The organism is Burkholderia sp. AU33423 (assembly GCF_002223135.1).
Lineage (GTDB): Bacteria > Pseudomonadota > Gammaproteobacteria > Burkholderiales > Burkholderiaceae > Burkholderia > Burkholderia lata_D.
The window spans coordinates 36,121-53,442 of the sequence record NZ_NKFH01000010.1 but is presented as its reverse complement, the minus strand read 5'-3'; the positions used below and the strand labels follow the sequence as shown (position 1 = coordinate 53,442).

General features: G+C 69.0%; 14 protein-coding genes and 1 pseudogene. All 15 read right to left on the bottom strand.

Annotation, left to right across the window (positions count from 1 at the left end; translation table 11 throughout):
* Window positions 1–5 precede the first annotated feature (5 nt).
* The 15 genes and pseudogenes from CFB50_RS35585 to CFB50_RS35515 all read right to left on the bottom strand — a co-directional run bounded on the left by CFB50_RS35585 (window position 6) and on the right by CFB50_RS35515 (window position 17,306).
* Window positions 6–1,535 carry a ferritin-like domain-containing protein gene (locus CFB50_RS35585; RefSeq protein ID WP_089449106.1) on the bottom strand — a complete coding sequence of 510 codons (1,530 nt, stop codon included), beginning with the start codon at window positions 1,533–1,535 and terminating at the stop codon, window positions 6–8.
* 92 nt (window positions 1,536–1,627) lie between these two features.
* Window positions 1,628–2,017: an FAD-dependent oxidoreductase gene (locus CFB50_RS35580; RefSeq protein WP_256979409.1), complete on the bottom strand. Its 390-nt coding sequence runs from the start codon at window positions 2,015–2,017 to the stop codon at window positions 1,628–1,630.
* 425 nt (window positions 2,018–2,442) lie between these two features.
* Window positions 2,443–2,705 (bottom strand): annotated as a pseudogene (locus tag CFB50_RS40365) (tyrosine-type recombinase/integrase); the annotation flags it as partial.
* A gap of 273 nt (window positions 2,706–2,978) precedes the next feature.
* Window positions 2,979–3,428, bottom strand: coding sequence for a GtrA family protein (locus CFB50_RS35570; RefSeq protein ID WP_089449105.1), 450 nt, complete (start codon window positions 3,426–3,428; stop codon window positions 2,979–2,981).
* Window positions 3,425–4,720, bottom strand: a complete 1,296-nt coding sequence (locus CFB50_RS35565; protein WP_089449104.1) for an NAD(P)/FAD-dependent oxidoreductase — start codon at window positions 4,718–4,720, stop codon at window positions 3,425–3,427. The genes CFB50_RS35570 and CFB50_RS35565 overlap by 4 nt, the downstream gene beginning before the upstream one ends.
* A gap of 10 nt (window positions 4,721–4,730) precedes the next feature.
* Entirely contained in the window at window positions 4,731–5,666 is a 936-nt protein-coding gene (locus CFB50_RS35560) for an NAD-dependent epimerase/dehydratase family protein (RefSeq protein ID WP_060362602.1), read from the bottom strand.
* The gene (locus CFB50_RS35555; protein WP_089449103.1) at window positions 5,663–6,403 is read right to left on the bottom strand and encodes an SDR family oxidoreductase; all 741 of its coding nucleotides are present in this window, start codon (window positions 6,401–6,403) and stop codon (window positions 5,663–5,665) included. Before CFB50_RS35555 ends, CFB50_RS35560 begins: the two co-directional genes overlap by 4 nt.
* Entirely contained in the window at window positions 6,400–7,779 is a 1,380-nt protein-coding gene (locus tag CFB50_RS35550) for an FAD-binding oxidoreductase (protein WP_089449102.1), read from the bottom strand. Before CFB50_RS35550 ends, CFB50_RS35555 begins: the two co-directional genes overlap by 4 nt.
* Complete coding sequence (locus CFB50_RS35545; protein ID WP_089449101.1) at window positions 7,776–9,194, bottom strand: UbiA family prenyltransferase; 1,419 nt, start codon at window positions 9,192–9,194, stop codon at window positions 7,776–7,778. The genes CFB50_RS35550 and CFB50_RS35545 overlap by 4 nt, the downstream gene beginning before the upstream one ends.
* A 17-nt stretch (window positions 9,195–9,211) precedes the next feature.
* Complete coding sequence (locus tag CFB50_RS35540) at window positions 9,212–9,892, bottom strand: class I SAM-dependent methyltransferase (RefSeq protein ID WP_089449100.1); 681 nt, start codon at window positions 9,890–9,892, stop codon at window positions 9,212–9,214.
* Between the two features lie 10 nt (window positions 9,893–9,902).
* Window positions 9,903–12,320 (bottom strand): hypothetical protein, encoded by a 2,418-nt coding sequence (locus CFB50_RS35535; protein ID WP_089449099.1) that lies wholly within the window; start codon window positions 12,318–12,320, stop codon window positions 9,903–9,905.
* 127 nt (window positions 12,321–12,447) lie between these two features.
* The gene (locus CFB50_RS35530; RefSeq protein WP_144020749.1) at window positions 12,448–13,737 is read right to left on the bottom strand and encodes a nucleotide disphospho-sugar-binding domain-containing protein; all 1,290 of its coding nucleotides are present in this window, start codon (window positions 13,735–13,737) and stop codon (window positions 12,448–12,450) included.
* A gap of 25 nt (window positions 13,738–13,762) precedes the next feature.
* Window positions 13,763–15,616, bottom strand: a complete 1,854-nt coding sequence (locus tag CFB50_RS35525; RefSeq protein ID WP_089449097.1) for an L-tyrosine/L-tryptophan isonitrile synthase family protein — start codon at window positions 15,614–15,616, stop codon at window positions 13,763–13,765.
* Window positions 15,613–16,083 carry a protein tyrosine phosphatase family protein gene (locus tag CFB50_RS35520; protein ID WP_089449096.1) on the bottom strand — a complete coding sequence of 157 codons (471 nt, stop codon included), beginning with the start codon at window positions 16,081–16,083 and terminating at the stop codon, window positions 15,613–15,615. Before CFB50_RS35520 ends, CFB50_RS35525 begins: the two co-directional genes overlap by 4 nt.
* 29 nt (window positions 16,084–16,112) lie before the next feature.
* Window positions 16,113–17,306: a multidrug effflux MFS transporter gene (locus CFB50_RS35515; protein WP_166890763.1), complete on the bottom strand. Its 1,194-nt coding sequence runs from the start codon at window positions 17,304–17,306 to the stop codon at window positions 16,113–16,115.
* Window positions 17,307–17,322 lie beyond the last annotated feature (16 nt).

The following is a 17,322-nucleotide window of genomic DNA, read 5'->3' as shown; positions in this document are numbered from 1 at the left end:
GGCTCCTAGAGTAGCGCCAGGTCGACGTCGCCGGACAGGATGCGTCTGGCGACGGCGGCCAGGTTCCTGTCGGCTTCGCGCAGACTGAGCAAATACGGATGGCGGCCGGCATCGGTCTTGGCCAGCAAGTCCACCACGAGGTTCTCCGATGCCGCGAGCAGATCGAGGTGCCCGCGCCAGCGGTTTGCCTCACCGAACGGGCTGTCGAGCGTATAGGGCATCTGGAACGGCGGCCCCGCGAGCGGTGCGTCCGGCGCGATCGACACGCGCGACTGCATCAGGATCTCCGAGAGCGCGCGCAGGTTGTACATCTCGCCGAAAGCCGCATTGACGATCGTGCCGCGCGGCGTGAACTGCCCGGCCGCATTGAGCCCGCCGTAGAGCGTGAAGCTGTGGATCAGGTACTGCAACAGCATGCGGTAGCGCAGGTTGAACAGCGACGCCCACAGCTGAGTCACCGGCTCGGTGATCGGCGTCACGGGTGCGCCGCCCTGCTCCGGCTCGAGCTCGGGGTCGAGCGCCACGTAGGGATTGACCGCGACGGGCCGCGACGGCCGCCAAGTGTCGTCTACCTTCGCCGCATGCAGCTCGGCCGCCGCTGCCGGGTACGCTTCCGTCCAGGCTTCTTCGAGAAAGTCGTCGGGGCGTGCGGCAAGCCAGATGTCGACGCCGCACAGCTCGCCTTCGAGGACCGCGAGCATCTCGACATAGATCCGCAAAAAACGCACGAAATGCGAGGGATCCTTGCCGTGGGGCGCCTCCCCTTGCGCGGAGATTTTATCCAGCGCGTTCACCGCGTCGTCGCGCGAGGTGGCGGGCATCACGAGCACGTCCGGCGTTCCGCCTAGAACGCGACCGCCGCCGCTGCCCCTGTGGCCGCCCTTGTACCCGCGTCCCCATTCGGCGAAATCCGCCTGGCAGCGGTAGGTGTCGGCCTGGAAGACATCATCGGGCAGGTGGTGCTTGACGAGCGGAATCAGCGTATGAAACAGCTCGGTGACCTGATGAGGATTGGAGGCCTGCTCACCGACGCGCCGGCGGATATCCTTGCCCAGCTCGCCGCCGTCCCAATGGAGCGGCGCCTCCGTATAGACGTATTTCGCGAGCGAATCCAGCGTCAGCGGTTCGAGCATGAAAGGGAACGGATAGAACGGCGTATCCCACGGGTAATCGTCACGCTCGAAATGCAAGGGCGAGCCGATCAGGCGCAGCACGTTCTGCACCGTGATCAGGTGGCCCATCTCCTCCTTGGCGATGCCGAGGATGGTTTCCTGCCAATTGCGGACCGTGTCGCGAAACGCCTCCGGCACTTGCGGCCCGCCCAGCGAATAGCCGGCGTACAGATACTGGACCATCAGGCAATGTTCGATTTCCGCGTCGATGGACAGCAGATAGGTGACGTAGTCGCGCGTCGATAGCTCATGCTTGTGCAGAGGCTTGGTGGAAGGGTCTTCGGCGACCTGCTCGCCAAGCGCAAGCCGCCGTAGGGATGAACCGCCGGGCGCGAGATGCCGCCACAGTCTTAGAGATTGCATTGCCGCTCCTTATTACTACGTCTGAAATAGAGGGTCGTGCAGTACTGCAGGGAATGGCTGGTATTTCGGTATTGATGCGCGCCAAACGTCTTTCAACCAGCCGCGCGGTCATTCGAGCGGGCGCGTCGCCGCCCCTCCCGCTCGTCTTTCCCGGCGGCGGGGATATTGCCCTCTGTCGACTTGACTGACGGATCGCCGAACCACAAGGTGCCGACCGTGTCCATGAGCGGCTGCGGCGTCAAGCCTTGCAACTCGTCCCAATACGGGATCGACTGCTTGACCAGCTTGACCATATAGGCGTCGGGATAGGGAATGCGGAACTGGCGCGACACGCCGGCCGAGCTGCCAAGCTGGTTCACGAAGGTGAACTGCTCGAGCACCAGCGTCCTGGCCTTGCGCTTGCCGAGATGGTAAGCGGTCGATAGGCCCATGGGCCCTCCACCGACAACGATGACGTCAAAGCGTTGCGTTGCGTCGTGCATGTGGGGCTCCAGGGCATCCGGAAGCACATCGATTACAGCGATCCGTGAGATCACGGTCCCGATTGATGCAGCAATGGCCGAGTCGCTAGGCGAGCTTCAGAGAGGCTTCGGAAAACGGAATGGATGACGCCATTTTCATGGTTGGCGATGCGTCGCCGTCCGTCTCACGCTTAGCTAGTCGCTGCGGTCGAATTACATGCGAGCGGCGGTATGTGAGCAAGCTGGCAATCCTGACAGGAGGTGAGATCTCAATCGCGGTGCGTCGCGGCGAATCAGGGTTTCTTCCTATGTTTTTGTGGCCGATGTACGCGTGGTACATGACCTCGGACCGGATCGATAAGGATGCTCCAATCGCCCGGGCCGTAGACATCAAGTCCAAGTTCGATCAGGCCGGTAGCCGCAGCTTCAAAAGCTGCTTGATCTCACGTTGCCTCGATCAATTCGCTCTTGCGCACCATCGTCAGGAAAATGAGGCGCAGGGCGAGCCGGATCGTCGGGTAGGTCGCCACCTACTCCAACAGTCGATGCATGAGCCGAATTTCCAACGTCGACAGGACCCGGTCCTTCGGCATAAACGTGGCAATCGATGCGACGCCAACCCCGTCAGCGGGGTTCGCGATTTTCCGCCGTGCAGAATCGCTTGAGCATAAATCTGCTTCGCGATATCGCGAAAATGAACTGTAGTAGACCTACTGATTCAAGTCAGGCTCGCGCAGGTGATACACCGCGCCCGGCGCAAACGCGTAAGGCTCGCTCACATTCGTCACGAACCAGGTTACCGCTTTGTGCTGAACCTGAGTTTGGTTGGGCAATCGCGCTGTAGCGATAAAAGAACAGTTCGCCGGCGATGCCATTGGACGCGCACACGAGCGTGACGGGGCGATCACGCAGGTGCCGCGCGGCTGAGCGGCTGAGCGACGGGTCCCTGCCAGCCACGGCCGGGCCCGCTCGACGCGCGGCCTCAGCGAAACGACCAGTTTCGATGCGCGAAGTAGCTGGTGAACACAGGTGCCCCGACGCCGGCCAGGTGCGCCAGGTCCTGCGCATGCCAGCCGAAGCCGATGGCCGGCATCAGGTGCTGGGCGAGCCCCATGCTGACGGCCCAGGTCTGCAGCAGCGCGAACAGGTTGACGGCCGTGAAGGCGGCCGCCGAGCGCCAAGTGCGCTGGCCGCCCGCGCCGAACACGTAGCGGCGCGCCAGTAGGTAGCCGCAGCTCACGCCCACCACCCAAGCCAGCACGATCGCCGTGGTATAGGGCAGCCATAGGCTGAACAGCATGCGCGAGCCGAGGTTGGCCGCCGCCGCGATGCCGCCGGTGGCGAGAAAACGCGCGAAGCGGTGCGCGCCCTCTCTCCCGACCGCCGTCGTCGCCGTTCCCGCTCCCGCGGCTCCGGAACCCGGCGCGCTCATAGCATGCGCGCCATCCGGCGCGCCAGGCCGATGCTTTCGGAGATCCCGCGATCTTCCGGGTAGTAGTGGCAAGTATCGGCCACCAACAGGCCTTCCACCGGCGTGCGGATTGGCGGCAGCCGATCGAGGAAGCCCGGGCCGCAGACAGGCTGCGCGTGACGATAGCGGTTCACCCTCACCTCCAGCACATCCTCGGCGCTCAGTGCCGGATTGATGCGACTCAGGTAGCTGACCACCTTGGTCTCGTAGGCCGCATCCGGCTCGGCGTACTTCGGATGCGTGCCCGGCATGTAGAACGGCACGTAGACCACATGCGCATCGAGCGGGCGCAGGTTGGTGTATTCGACGATGCCTGGGATATCCATGGCGGGATCGTTAACGTTGAGCCAGAAGTTGTCGCTCACCTGCTTCGCCAGCTTGACGATCACACAGACCACGGCGACGTTCGGAATCGCGCGCCAGGCGTCGAGGATCTCGGCCGGCAGGTCCGGCATCAGGCGCGGCGCGTGAGCCAGCGGCACGGTGCTGATCACCTGCTCGAAGCGCTGCTCGCCGGCGGCGGTGAGCACGCCCCTCACGCGGCCCGCCTCGATCAGCACGCGCTGTACCGGCTGGCCGAGCCGCAGCTCGCCGCCGCGGCGCTCGATCTCGGCGCGCATCGCCTCGAGCAGCACCGCCGAGCCGCCCTCCAGGTAGCCGAGCTTCTCGCGCATCAGGCTGTAGCGCGAGCGGCCGATGCGGCGGATGCGACTCCAGATCCAGGCGGCCGAGAGATCCTGCGCGTGCTCGTAGAACTTGTAGTCGAACAGGCGCCGCCACAGCACCTCCCAGGCTTCCTCGCCGATCCAGCGGCGGATCCAGCCGGTCGCCTCGATGCGGTCCAGGTCGCGCCAATGGTCGCGCCGCGTCGCCAGCAGCGCATGCAGCCCGTAGCGGAACTTCGCGATCCAGCCCAGGCCGCGAAAGCGCAGCAGCGCGAGCGGATTGCCCCAGCGCTGCACACGGTTCCGGTAGAAGTAGCCCATGCGCGTCTCGACCCAGCGCAGGCGGTCCTCCAGGCCCAGCTCGCGCAACACCTCGAAGAAAGCATGGTCCGAAGCGGCATGGAAGTGGTAATAGCGTTCGATGTCGATGCCGCCGAAATCGAAGGAGGCGGCCATCCCGCCGATCCGGTCGTCGGCCTCGAACACCACCACCCGGCGCCCGTCGCGCGCGAGCTGGTAGGCCACGCCGAGCCCCATCGGCCCGGCGCCGAGCACGGCCACTGCCGGCTTGTCGCTGCGTCGCTCCATCGGGCCTCCCTCAGAAATCCAGCTGGACGCGGCTGTAGACCGGGTCGCCGAAGGTCTCGCCGACCGCCTCGCGCAGCGAGGTGGCGCGCACCCCGAAGATGCGCTCCCAATCGATCACCTCGAATTCGTCGCCGGCCGTCAGCGCCCGCAGCTGCGCGGCGGTAAACGGCGGATCGCGATCGAACCAGGCATAGATGGTCAGCAGCGCATGGAACAGCCGGTACGGGATCCTGACGATCGCGCAGCGTGCGCGCACCGCGCGGCGCACCTCGCGGATCAGGTCGATGTAGTCGACGCGCTCGCGGCCGCTGATGTTGTAGACCTGGCCGCGGATGCGCGCCTCCAGGCAGGCCACGATCACGTTGCAGAAGTCGCCCGCGTAGAGCGGCTGGCGCACGAAGCGCCCCGAGCCCGGCACCGGGAACACCGGCACGCGCTGCATGAAGCGCGACAGCCAGCCCAGGTGCTTGCGGTCGAACCAGCCGAACATCAGGGTCGGGCGCAGCACCACGCAGTCGATACCCGAGGCCAGCACCATCTGCTCCTGCTCGCGCTTGGTCTGCGTGTAGAAATCGTCGCCGACCGACTCGACCACCGAGGAGCTGATGTGCACCGTATGCGGCACGCGGTGCAGGCGGATCGCCTCCAGCACCTGGCGCGTGCTGTCGAGGTTGTTGCGCACGAAGGGCTCGCGCGTCGGCCCGCCGATCTGCGCCTGCAGCATCACCACCGCGTCCGCGCCCTCGAAGTGGCGGGACCAGTCGCCCGGCTCGGCCAAATCGGCGTATTCGGCGACGATGTCAGGATGCAGCCGGCGCAGCACCGCCAGGTTCGCGCGATGCTTGTCGAGCACCACAATCTCTTTCACACCGCGGCGCTTGAGCCGCGCCACCAGGTTCTGTCCGACGAGCCCGGCGCCGCCGGGCAGGATCACTCGCAGGTTCACAGGGACACTCTCTTGAAAAGGAAGCCGGGCATCCAGCGGATCGCGCACATCACGCCCGCCCAGAACCACGGCGTGTAGATCGCGTCGCGACGGCGCGCCACCGCGCGCACGATGTCGGCCGCCACGCGCTCGGGCCGCGCCACCAGCGGCCCCGGCAATTGCAGATGGGCTGTCATCGGCGTGGCGACGAAGCCGGGCTTGATCACCAGCACGTGCACGCCCGATTTCGCGAGCCGCGCGCGCAGGCCCTCGCAAAACGCCACCACGGCAGCCTTCGCGGCGCCATAGAGGTAGTTCGAGGGCCGCCCGCGATCAGCCGCCACCGAGGCGATCACCGCGATCGTGCCGGCGCCGCGCGCGGCCATCCGGTTGGCCAGCGGCGTGAGCAGCGCGATGGTGGACAGCCCGTTGGTGCTGAACTCGCGCACCGCCAGCGCAGCGTCGCGCTCGCAGGCGGCCTGCTCGGGCAGCGAGCCGTGCGCGACCAGCGCAAGCTCGATCGGGCCCAGCGCGCGCTCGGCCGCCTCCAGCATCGCCGCGTGCGTGTCGAGCGCATTGGCGTCGAATTCGAGGGTCGCGACGCGCGACGCTCCGCGCAGGCGCAGGTCGTCGGCGATCTGTTCGAGCCGGCCGGCGCGCCGGCCGGCCAGGCACAGCGCGGCGCCCTCGCCGGCCCAGCGGCGTGCACATTCGGTCGCGATCGCCGAGGTCGCGCCCACGATCAGGATGGTCTTCATGTCTGGGTGGTCCGTTGCCAGAAACGCGACTGGATCGCCGGGTCGCGCAAGGCCTCGACACGCGTCCAGGCCGGATAGGCGCGCCGGAAGTCCTCGCCCGACATATGAGCGTCCTTCGCGGGATAAAGACGGCCGCGCGCGCCGCGCACGATCGCGTCGAGTCGCGCGAACAGCGCCGCGTTGCGCGCGTCGTGCTGGGCGAAGTCGAGCGCGAGCGAGGTGCCCTCGAGCGGGAACGACAGCAGCCCCGGCGAGACCAGCGCCCCGCAGCGCTTGAGCACGGCCAGGAAGGAACCGGCACGGCTGGCCGCAATCGCCGCCAGCATCTCGCCTATCGCGTCGCGCGCATCGGCAGCCGGCACCACGCACTGGTATTGCTGGAAACCACGCCGGCCATAGATACGGTGCCATTCGAGCAGGCCGTCGAGCGGATAGAGGAACGGCAGCAGGTCGACCCGCGCGCTGCCGGCGGCGCGGCCGGCGCGCCAGTAATGCAGGGCGTTGAAGGCCGGCACCGACAGGCGGTTCACCAGCGAGAACGGCGGCGTGAACGGCACCGTCAGCTGGCGCGTCGACGGCCGGCTACGCATGCCGGAGCGGCCAGCCGCATTGCCCTTACCCCCATCCTGCTCGCTCTGACCGCGCGTTTCAGCCGGCGCCGCATCGGCCACCGTCAGCACGCCGCGACCCAGCGCCTTGCCGCGGCTGCCGCAATCGATCCAGGCCACGCTGTACTCGTGGCGCGCATCGTGCTCGTTCGACAGCGCGAAGAACTCGTCGAGTCCGCCGAAGCGCATCTGGCGCAGATCGACACGAGCCGAGGGCACCTGCATCAATTGCAACTCGACCCAGCTGATCACGCCGGTCAGGCCGAGTCCGCCGATGGTCGCCGCGTACAGCTCGGGATGGCTTCGCGCATCGATCTCGAGCGGCCCGAGATCGGAGCGCACCAGGCCGAAACGCGTGACATGGCGGCCGAAAGTGCCGCGTATGTGATGGTTCTTGCCATGCACGTCGTTGGCGAGCGCGCCGCCGAGCGTCACGTAACGCGTGCCCGGCGTGACGGGCAGCATCCAGCCGCGCGGCAGCGCCGCATCGAGCAGCACGTCGAGCGTCATGCCGGCTTCCGCGCGGATGCGGCCCGTCTGCCAGTCGGCATCGATGAAGCGGTCGAGCGACTTCATCCACAGCACCTGGTCGGAGACGGCCAGGCAGCTGTCGCCGTAGCTGCGGCCGTTGCCGTAGGCCAGCACCGAAGCCCGCCGCCCGCTCAGGCCGCTCAGCAGCGCGGGCAGGCTGTCGCGCCAGTGCACCGGCGCGCCCGTCTGAGGATGGCGCGGATAGCGCGCCCAGGATCGCAGGCCGGTCGTGCTCATATCGCGCTGACGAAGACCAGCGCGAACAACGCGGCCACGCCGAGGCTGGTGGCATCGGTGGCGGCGAACAACACCGGGTCGCTGTTCATCTGGCCGCGATTGGTGATGATCCAGGTGCGGCTGACCCAGTACAGCAGCAGCGGGCAGGACAGCCAGATGCGTTGCGGATTGGCGTAGAGCATCAGGGTGGCGGGATCCTGGATGTAGAGCGCGAGCACCAGCACCGACAGGTAGCCGGCCGCCGCGCCCAGCGCCAGCACGATGGCGCGGTCGTCGCTGACGTAGCCGCGCCCGCGCGCCTGGCCGCCGGCCAGCGCCACCAGTTCGGTGTAGCGCTTCACGAGCGCGAGGCTCAGGAAGATGCACATCGAGAAGGCAAGCAGCCAGAAGCTCAGGCGCATGCCGAAGGCGGCCGTGCCGGCCGCGAGCCGCGCCGTGTAGAGCGCGGCCAGCGCGATCACGTCGACGATCACCATGCGCTTGAGCACGAAGGAATAGGCCACAGTCAGCGCGTAATAGGCCGCCAGCGCCCACGAAAATGCGCTCGGCAGGCAGCTCAGCGCGATCGCCAGCGAGGCGGCCAGCAACAGCGGAAAGGCGATCGCGCCCGAGAGCAGTGACAGCGCCCCGCTAGCGAACGGCCGATGCCGCTTGACCGGGTGATGGCGGTCGTCGTCGAGATCGACCAGGTCGTTGAGCACGTAGACGCTGGAGGCACACAGCCCGAAGGCGAAGAAGGCCAGCAGGCCCTGCCAGAACATCGCCGGCTCGCCGGCGCGATGCGCGGCGAACAGCGGCACGAACACCAGCAGGTTCTTGAGCCATTGATGCAGGCGCAGCGCGCGGGCCCAGACGCGCAGCGTGCCGGCGCGCGTGTCGATCACGTGCTCGACGTTGCCGTTGCGCTGCGCCTCGCGCGCGATGCGCCGGGGCGCGTTGACCACGTAGGCGCGCTCGGCCGCGCGCCAGGCGGAAAGATCGTCGCGGGAATTGCCGACGTAGTCGAAACCCTTGTCGCCGTAGGCGCCCACCAGCGCGTCGCGTTTGTTGTCGGCCGACAGGTTGACGGCGCCGTCGCTGGCGAAGGTGCGATCGAACAGGCCCAGGTGGCCGGCGATCGCATTGGCGTAGTGCGAGGCGCTGGCGGTGGCCAGCGTGATCGGCCGGCCCTGGCTGCGCTCGGCGCGCAGCCATTCGAGCACCGCGCCGTTGTAGGGCAGGCTCGTCACGTCGACGCTGGCGGCCTCGGCCAGGCGCTGCTTGAGGCCGGCCTTACCGTCCTGCAGCAGCCACAGCAGCGGCCGATAGAAGCGATGCGGCCAGCGCTTCAGGTAGGCGAGCCCGGACTCGACCAGCATGTCCGACTGGATCAACGTCCCGTCGAGATCGACGACGAGTATCTTGTCAACTTGCATGAATCGCCTCGTCGGGATCAGCGCGCGCGGGAGTCGGCAGGCTTGCGCGCGACGATGAAGAACTGCTTGCCGAGCAGCGGCCAGACCGGCGGCAGGCGCAGGTAGAGCCAGACCAGCGCCGGATGCGTGGGCAGCGCGCCCTGTGTCGTGTAGGGCAGGAAGCGGTCGATCGAGCGCTCGATCTCGAAGCCGGCCAGGTGGAGCGCCTCGGCCAGCGACTTGTCGGTCAGGCCAAGGTGGTGGTCGTAGAAATCCCAGTAGGCGCCCGCCAGGTAGCGCAGGTTCGGCCCCAGGATCAGGTAGCGCCCGCCCGGCTTCAGCGCGCGCCGCACCGAGCCCAGGAAGGTGTCGAGGGTGGCCTTGTCGGGCAGGTGTTCGAGGAAGTTCGAGGTGAACAGCAGGTCGGCCTGGCCCGCCACCAGCTCGCCAACCTGGGTGGCCGCCGCCTGGTGGAACTCGATGCCGGCCTCCAGGCTGCGGCGCGCGTCGGGGTTCAGGTCGATCGCGATGCGGCGCCGGGCCCGCACGTGGTTGATGAATTCGCCGTAGCCCGAGGCGACGTCGACCACCGTGTCGCCGGGCGCCACGTAGCGCTTCAGGAAACTGCCGTAGATTGTCCGCCAGATCGCGTTCTTGCGCGCCAGCACGTGGTCGGCGAAGCGCTTGCGATAGAGCAGTGCCAGTTGGTTCGGGTTCATCTCAGGGTCCTCAGTCGGCGAACTTCAGCGCCACGCGCGTATTGCTGCACGACACCACCTCGCCCTCGCTGGCATAGGCCACGCCGAGCATCTGCCTGCCGTGCAGCCCGGCCGGGTCGAGATAGGCGGTGTAGCCGAGATCGGGCAAGGGGCCGGCGCCGATCATGTCCTGCACGTCCAGGCGCGGCATGGCGCGGGTCGGCGCGTAGCGCACGTGGCCGCTCGCATCGGTCAGGCTCAGGTAGGTGCGCTCTGGCGGCCGCATGGTCTGCTGCTGTGCGACGAGCCAGCCTTCGGCCGACAGCACGTGGTCGATACGCGCGCTGGCTGGCGCCGGATAGGTTTCGTTGAGCACCAGCAGGCCGCCCATGCAGGCGCCCTCGCGGCGCCGCGCGGTGCGATCGGCCGGCGCGAGATCGCCGAGCGGGTCGTGCTGGAACAGGCTGGCGGGATCGGCTGCCGGCGTGACCGGCGCAGGCGTCAGCGTCACGCGGTAATGGCTCTGCCAGGCATAGGCGCCGCCTTCGGCCGCCTCCACCGTGAAGCGCGTCACCTGCTGCGAGCGCAGTGTGCCGGGCGCGCCGTACATCAGCGCGAACTCGGTCGAATTGCGCACCAGCGGGCTCAGCACGAAGCCGGCGCGGGCCATGCCGGAGACCAGCTTGTAGTCGTGCTCGCTGCCGTCGCGCAACGTGACGTGGATGCGCAGGGCGGCCGGCTTCAGCGCGAAGGCGCGCAGGCGCCCCGCCAGGCTCGGTTCGACGTCCAGCTTCGCCATCAGCGGCACGGCCGAATCGGGCACCGTGACGGGCGCGCCCAGCATCGCGTCGGCCTTGAGCACCGGCACCTGCGGACTGGCTGGCGCCGGCGCGTGCGCGAGATAGAGGAAGTTGTCGCGGAATGCCACCGGCCGGTAGTCGCGCATCAGCACCGGCCAGCTCGGGCCGTCGTCGAGCGTCGGGTACTTGCCGTCGATCGGCGTGACCCGCATCAGCACCGTGTCGGGCGCGCGCGCGCCGGCCAGGTGCGCCGCGTTCAGGCCCGCCAGCATCGGACTGTAGGCCGCGTAGCTCTGGATCACCGGGCGCGGGTTCCACTGGTTGCCGGCCGCAATCAGATCCGATTGCCAGAACGAGTAGATGTCTGAGCTGCCCTTCATCAGCGGCACCTCGTGCTCGCGGTGCAGCGCCGCGAGGCGTGCCCGGTAGGCCTGCGCGAGCGCATCGCCGCGCGCGCGCAGCGCGAGGCCCTCGCTCACGCCGAGCGCGGTACGCGCGACGTTCATCGCGTAGCGCGCGGGCGTCGCCTCGGTGTAGTGCAGCGCGATCGCCCAGCCCGCCGCCGCGCCGAGCACGGCCAGCCCCGCGCCCGCCCAGGACCGCGCGGCCAGCGCGAACACCAGACCCGCGAAGGCGATAGCGCTGGCGGCGATCAGCGCGTGATCGTCGTGGCGCACGAAGCCGCCCTTGAAGCAGAGGAACAGGAAGGCCGCGAAGGACAGCAGCAGGAAGGCGCGCAGCCTGAACGCCTCGCCGCGCCGCAGGGCGATCGCGGCGAACAGCGCCAGCGCCGGGAGCAGGTAGAGCGCGAGATCGATGGCCGGGCCGTCCAGCGCCATGCCCTCCTCGTAGCCCGAGATCATTGCCACCAGCGAATGCAGGTAGGGCCCGAGCGCCGCCAGCGGCTGGCCCGCCGCCAGCCACAGCGCCATGGAGGCCAGCGGCGGCGCGAGCAGCATGACCAGCGCGACGCCCCAGGCGCGGCGGCTGGCCAGCAGCAGCACGCAGAGCAGCAACGCAGCCGCGCAAGCGGGCAGCATCGAGCCTTTCACCAGTGGCAGCAGGCCGAACGGCGCGAACATAAGCAGCGCGGCAAGCGGCTTGCGCCAGGCCGAGCCGGGCTCGACCTGCGCGTCGAGCCCGCGGCAATGGCGATACCAGGCCGCCGAAACCAGCAGCGGATAACCGAGCAGCAGCACGTCGCGCGACAGCGCGCCGGCGATCATCAAGGCTAGCAGCAGGGGCAGCACGCGCCCGGCGCCGCACGTGAGCTGCAGCGTCGCGCTCGCGTAGCCGAGCAGAAACACCGCGCTCGCGGCCAGCATCAGGCCGTCGGTGGCGGGATGGAACACGCGCGTGAACACGCCCGCATACGGCCCGAGCGTGAAGACGATGTCGCGGCCGAACACCAGGCCCTGCGCCAGCGCCTGGTTCAGCGCGGCCATCCACGACGGATCGAGCCCCTCGCCCGGCATTGCCGGCAGCCACGGCAGGATCACCGCGGCCAGGGCCAGCACCGCTAGCCATCGACAGGCCAGCGCCAGGCCGCCCCGGCCCGCCTCGCCGTGCTCCCGCGCCTGCGCCTGCGTGATGCCGCCGGCCGCGGCGGAGGCCGGCATCGTCAGATCATGCTTGTCACTCACCTGCACTCTCCCTCGTCGTCGATCGGCGCCGACCGCCTTCCGGCGGGTCCGGCCATGCCGTCGTGCTTGTCTCGATACCGGCATGCATGGCCACGCCGGCCGTTTCTTAGTGCGCCGTCGCGGCGGCCGTTTCTCAGTGCGCCGTCGCGGCGGCCGGCATCGCCGCTCGCGGCACGGCGGCGCCGGCGGCCTGCGCGCTGTTCGCGCCGTGCGCCTCGACCGCCTCGCGCAGCAGTGCCGGGAAGGCCGTGAACGGATCCATCTGCGCGAAGGCGCCGGCCACTTCCCGCGCGCGCGCCGCGTAGGCCGGATCGGCCAGCATTCGCGCGACGATCGCCGGCAGTTCGCCGCGCCGCACGCGCACCGGCCTCACCGTCAGCCCCGCGCCGTAGCGCTCGATGTAGCGCATCGCCAGCAGTTGGTCCATGTTGGTCGGGATGCCGATCACCGGCGTGCCCTCGCCGAGCGCCTGGTAGCCGGTGGGGCTGCCGCCGTTGCTGATCACCAGGTCGGCGCGCCGCGCAACCTCGGCACCGGGCAGGAAGTTCGCCGTGTACAGCCCCTCGCGCGGCGCCGGCAGGTAGCGGCCGCCCGAGGTGGTCACCACCTGCAGGCCTGCCTCGAGCAGCCCGTCGACGATGCGGTCGGTCAGGCTCACGTCGCCCGAGGAGCCGAGCGAGACGTAGACCAGCGGCCGGCCTTCGTCGAGCGAGGTCCACCAGTCGGGCAGGCCGACGGCGGGCGACCAGCTCACTGGGCCGAGATAGGCGTGCCCGGCCGGCAGCGCCGCGAGCGGCACCAGCGACGGCGAGTCGTAGTAGCCAACGCGATCGCCGAAGGTCCAGCCGGCGCGGCAGGAGGCGAACGGCGGCAGGCCGAAGTGGCGGCGCGCGCCGTCCAGCGCGCGGGCCTGGAAGGCCAGCACGATGCGTCCCATCAGCGGCATCAGCCTGGGCACGAACGGCAGCCGCGACATGTTCAGGCCGCGGATCTCGGGCACCGGCAGCACCGGATCGTCCACCCCGGTGCTCCAGTAGGCGTTGATCAGCGCCACGTAGGGCACGCCGGCCAGCCGCGTGGCGACCGACAGAGAATGGCGGAAATCGCCGACCACCACGTCGGGCTCGACATGCCGGATCAGCGCCAGATCCTCTTCCGTGTACTCGATCAGTTCCCGCTTCGAATACAGGGCCGCGCCGGTCTCGATCGCATCGAGGAAGGCTTGCGCGCTTTTCGAATGGATCTCGTGATAGCGGACCGCCGGATCGTCGTGGACATCGGCATAACGCGCGTCGCAGGCGAAGTGCACCTCGAAGGCGCGCTTGTCGAGCGCCTTCGCGAGGCAATAGGGCCGCGCCACGTGCGCGAAGGTGGCCGCCTCGCCGAAGCAGAGCACGCGCAGGGGTCGGGTCGCGAAAGTCAAGATCGGATTCCTCGCCGCTGGCGCTTCAATAGACCTGGACGCGCCACAGCTCGCGCGCGGCCGAATCGCGCGACATGGCGCGGCGCCCGTGCAGCACGCTGTAGTTGTCGACCATCACGATGTCGCCGTCCTGCCACTCGTGCTCGACGAGGTACTTCGGCGAATAGGCGAGCGCGTTGACGCGCGCGACGAAATCCTCGGGCACCAGACCCGGCGTGGAGACGCCGACCTCGAAGCGCTGCAGCGAGGATTCGCTGCCCTCCTGGTAGCGCAGCAGCTTCTCGCCGGTCTCGGGATGCACGGCGATCAGCGGGAAGGTGCGCGGCACGCCGCCGAAATAGGTCATCTTCGTGTTGTAGGTCAGGCTCAGCCGCTCCCACTGCGCGAGCGTGGCGGGATCGAGATCGCGGGCGATCGCGCGCGCGTCCACCAGAGTAGTCTGCCCTTCGCCTGGCCGCGGCGCCTTGCGGCAATGCAGCGCGAACAGGGTGGCCGCGAAGTGCTCGTCCTGCTGCACCAGCGGATGCGTGAGCGGCAGCATGCTGAGGTCCCAGTGCAGCGGCACCGATTCGAAGGAATGCACATAGCCGTTCGGCTGCTCCTCGGGGATCACCTTGTGCACCGGGCCGAATTGCCAGATGTAGGGACGGCCGAACTGCGAGGTGAACGCCACCAGCGCATCCTCGTCGGCCACCTCGAAGCCGCGCAGCACCACGAAGCCGTAGCGGCGCGTGAGGGCCGCCACCGCTTCCCGCGGCAGCGCATTGCAGTCGAGGCGGCCGCTGCCGGCCCGCGGCGTGACCAGCAGGCCGAAATCCTCGCCATGCACGATTTCCATGTCGCAGTGCTCGGCCAGCGGCGCGGCGCCTTCCACGCCGCACCAGGGTTGGCCGGCGCGACCGATCACGGCCACGTCCAGTTCGTCGACGGCGGCTTGTTTGCTCAGCATGATGGTTTCTCCATTAGATCGATACACGAGGACGCCATGCCAAGGCAGCGCGGCCTCGCCGCGGCGGGCATGCATCCGGACAGGAACCTTGCGCTGCTCGGGCGCGGGGTCGTGGACGGTGAGCCGGATCCCGTCAGGCAGGCTCGCCGCAAGAAAGGCGTCGAGCGCAATGCCGCGCTCGGCCATGCGGCGCGCGGCGGCTTCGAGATCGGCAGGCGCGCCGGCGGCTTGTCCAGCCGGCACCATCGGGTGATTCGCCAGGTCGGGCGCCGGGTGTTCGGCCAAGCCGGCTGCGGCGTCGCCAGCGGCACCTTGCCCGGCCGCGCCGGCCAGGCCACGTTCGCGCGCCAGCAGGCCGCGCAGCAAGGCGACGCGGCGCGCATGGCGGGCGTCGCCGAGGAGCGCTCGCGGCTCGGGCCAGTACGGCGCGAGCGCGCGATCGGCGCTATCGGTGGCGCGCTCGAAGGTGGGATCGACGCTCGAATACGAATGCCAGACCAGGTGCCGCGACGCGTGCAGTTCGCGCAGCGCATGGTGATAGCGGTTCGCCACCTCGCGCGGCACGCCCAGCAGGTCGTGGAAGGTCAGGCCGTCGCTGAACAGGTCGATCAGGCAGCCCGGCGCATGGAATCCCGCCACTTCCTCGCAGAACGCGTCGAGATAGGCCAGCGCCGCGCGTTCGCCGGCATCGGGCAGCGCGCCGAGCACCTTGCCCGAGGCAAGCGGCGCCTTCAGCGGAAAGCCGGGCAGCGTGAGTCGAATCGGCTCCCCGCGCGCGACGAAGGCATGGGCCTTCGTCGCCAGCTCGTCGCGCTGCGCGGGCGAGAGCCGCGTGAGCTCGCCCTCGCGCGACAGGCGCGCCGCGAACACGGCCATGAAGCGCTCGACCACGGCGGCGTGGTCCTCGAGCTGGCTGGCGTGCTGGTTCATGCCGCGCGCGCCACGAACAGGTTGTCGCGCAGCATGCGGATGAAGCGCTCCCAGACCGGGTAGTCGGCCACCTTCCAGATGTCGGCGACCCAGGCATCGGCCTGCTCAGTGGTCCAGCCGTGGTAGATCATCTGGTAGTGCGCGACGAAGGCCGAGACGCGATAGTTGGCGGCGCAGTGCACCAGCCGCCGGCGACCGGCGCTGGCGTGATACACGGCGCAGAAGCGCACGAAATCGGCCAGCGTGGGGGCCTTGAAGTTGACCGGCAGGAAGTGGTATTCGATGCCCAGGCGCTGCATCAGCCCGGCCTCGTCCTCGATCGAATAACGCGCGTCGGTTGGCGCGAGATCGATCACCACCTCGACCCCCTCGCTCGCCAGCCGGCCGAACTGCTCGGCGGACGGCTGGCCGGATGTGAGCGTGCGTTCATCCAGCCAGCGTTCATTGCTGATTCCGAATTGCTTCATGCAATCTCCGTGCGTCGAATAAGCCCGCTTCAGCGGGCGGGAACGTGCCGGCGGCCGTGAGCCGGCCGCAATGCCGCCGCGCAGCCCAGCGAGACCAGGGCGGCGACCACCAGGATCGCGCCGAGCGGCCGGCTGCCGGCCGCCTGGTAGCCGATCGAGGCGAGGATGGTGGCCACCAACACCGCGACCGAGGTCAGGCAGTTCATCGCGCTGGAGCAGGCGCCCGAGATCGAGGCGAAGCGCGCGATGGCGCCGGCCGAGCCGGTCGGGATGGTGATGCCGATCGCGAAGGTCATCAGCCCGAACGGGGCGACATAGCGCACCGGCGTGGCACCGAAGCCGCTCTCGACCGAAAGCCAGAACAACGCACCCGCCACCACCGCCAGCGAGGCGCCGACCTTCAGAGCGCCCTCGTCGCCGTACTTCGCGGCGAGCCATTTCGCGGCGGCGCCGCCGAGCCCGAACAGGCCCGCCAGCGGCAGGAAGCTCACGCCGATCCACACCGGCGCGAGGCCGAACTGCGCGAGCGCGAACGGCGCCACCGTCAGGTAGGCCATGTAGCCGCCCACCGCGGCCGCCACCGACCAGGCATAGAGATGGAAGCCCAGGTCGCCCAGCAAGGTGCGATACGGCGCGAATACGGCACGCAGCCCGGCCGGGCGCGCGGCGCGGCGCTCGCGCGGATGCGTCTCGCGGTAGAGCGCAGCGGTCCACGCCAGCATCAGCGCGCCGAGCGCCAGCAGCACCACGAAGGTGTAGCGCCAGCCGAAGGCGCCGGCGATGGCGCCGCCCACGAGCGGCGCGAGCGCGGGCGAGATACCGACGAAGGACATCACGAAACCGAAGATGCCGCGCACGCGCTCGTCGTTGCCGGCGTGCACGTCGGTCACGATCGGCTGCCAGAGCACGGTGGCCGCGCACACGCCGAACGCCTGCAGGAAGCGCAGCGCGAGGAAGCCGCCGATATCGCGCACGAACAGGCAGCCGAGCGTGGCGGCGACGAACACCAGCAGCCCGAACAGCAGCACCGGCTTGCGCCCCATCGCGTCCGACACCGGCCCGTAGAGCAGTTGCGTCACGCAGGTGCCGGCCGCGTAGACGGTCAGCGAGAGCCCGACCAGGAACACCGAAGTGCCGAGCTCGGCCTGGATCTCGCCGAGCGCGGGCAGGTAGATGTCGGTGCCGAGCATCGACAGGATCGCCAGCAGCGCCAGGTAGATCACAGGGGGCGGGCGCACG

Excerpts from the sequence above, each read along its gene's own strand:
- CFB50_RS35580 (WP_256979409.1), bottom strand. The coding sequence starts at position 2,017 with ATGCACGACGCAACGCAACGCTTTGACGTCATCGTTGTCGGTGGAGGG.
- CFB50_RS35520 (WP_089449096.1), bottom strand. The coding sequence starts at position 16,083 with ATGAAGCAATTCGGAATCAGCAATGAACGCTGGCTGGATGAACGCACG.
- CFB50_RS35585 (WP_089449106.1), bottom strand. The coding sequence starts at position 1,535 with ATGCAATCTCTAAGACTGTGGCGGCATCTCGCGCCCGGCGGTTCATCC.
- CFB50_RS35565 (WP_089449104.1), bottom strand. The coding sequence starts at position 4,720 with ATGGAGCGACGCAGCGACAAGCCGGCAGTGGCCGTGCTCGGCGCCGGG.
- CFB50_RS35555 (WP_089449103.1), bottom strand. The coding sequence starts at position 6,403 with ATGAAGACCATCCTGATCGTGGGCGCGACCTCGGCGATCGCGACCGAA.
- CFB50_RS35545 (WP_089449101.1), bottom strand. The coding sequence starts at position 9,194 with ATGCAAGTTGACAAGATACTCGTCGTCGATCTCGACGGGACGTTGATC.
- CFB50_RS35525 (WP_089449097.1), bottom strand. The coding sequence starts at position 15,616 with ATGAACCAGCACGCCAGCCAGCTCGAGGACCACGCCGCCGTGGTCGAG.
- CFB50_RS35550 (WP_089449102.1), bottom strand. The coding sequence starts at position 7,779 with ATGAGCACGACCGGCCTGCGATCCTGGGCGCGCTATCCGCGCCATCCT.
- CFB50_RS35540 (WP_089449100.1), bottom strand. The coding sequence starts at position 9,892 with ATGAACCCGAACCAACTGGCACTGCTCTATCGCAAGCGCTTCGCCGAC.
- CFB50_RS35570 (WP_089449105.1), bottom strand. The coding sequence starts at position 3,428 with ATGAGCGCGCCGGGTTCCGGAGCCGCGGGAGCGGGAACGGCGACGACG.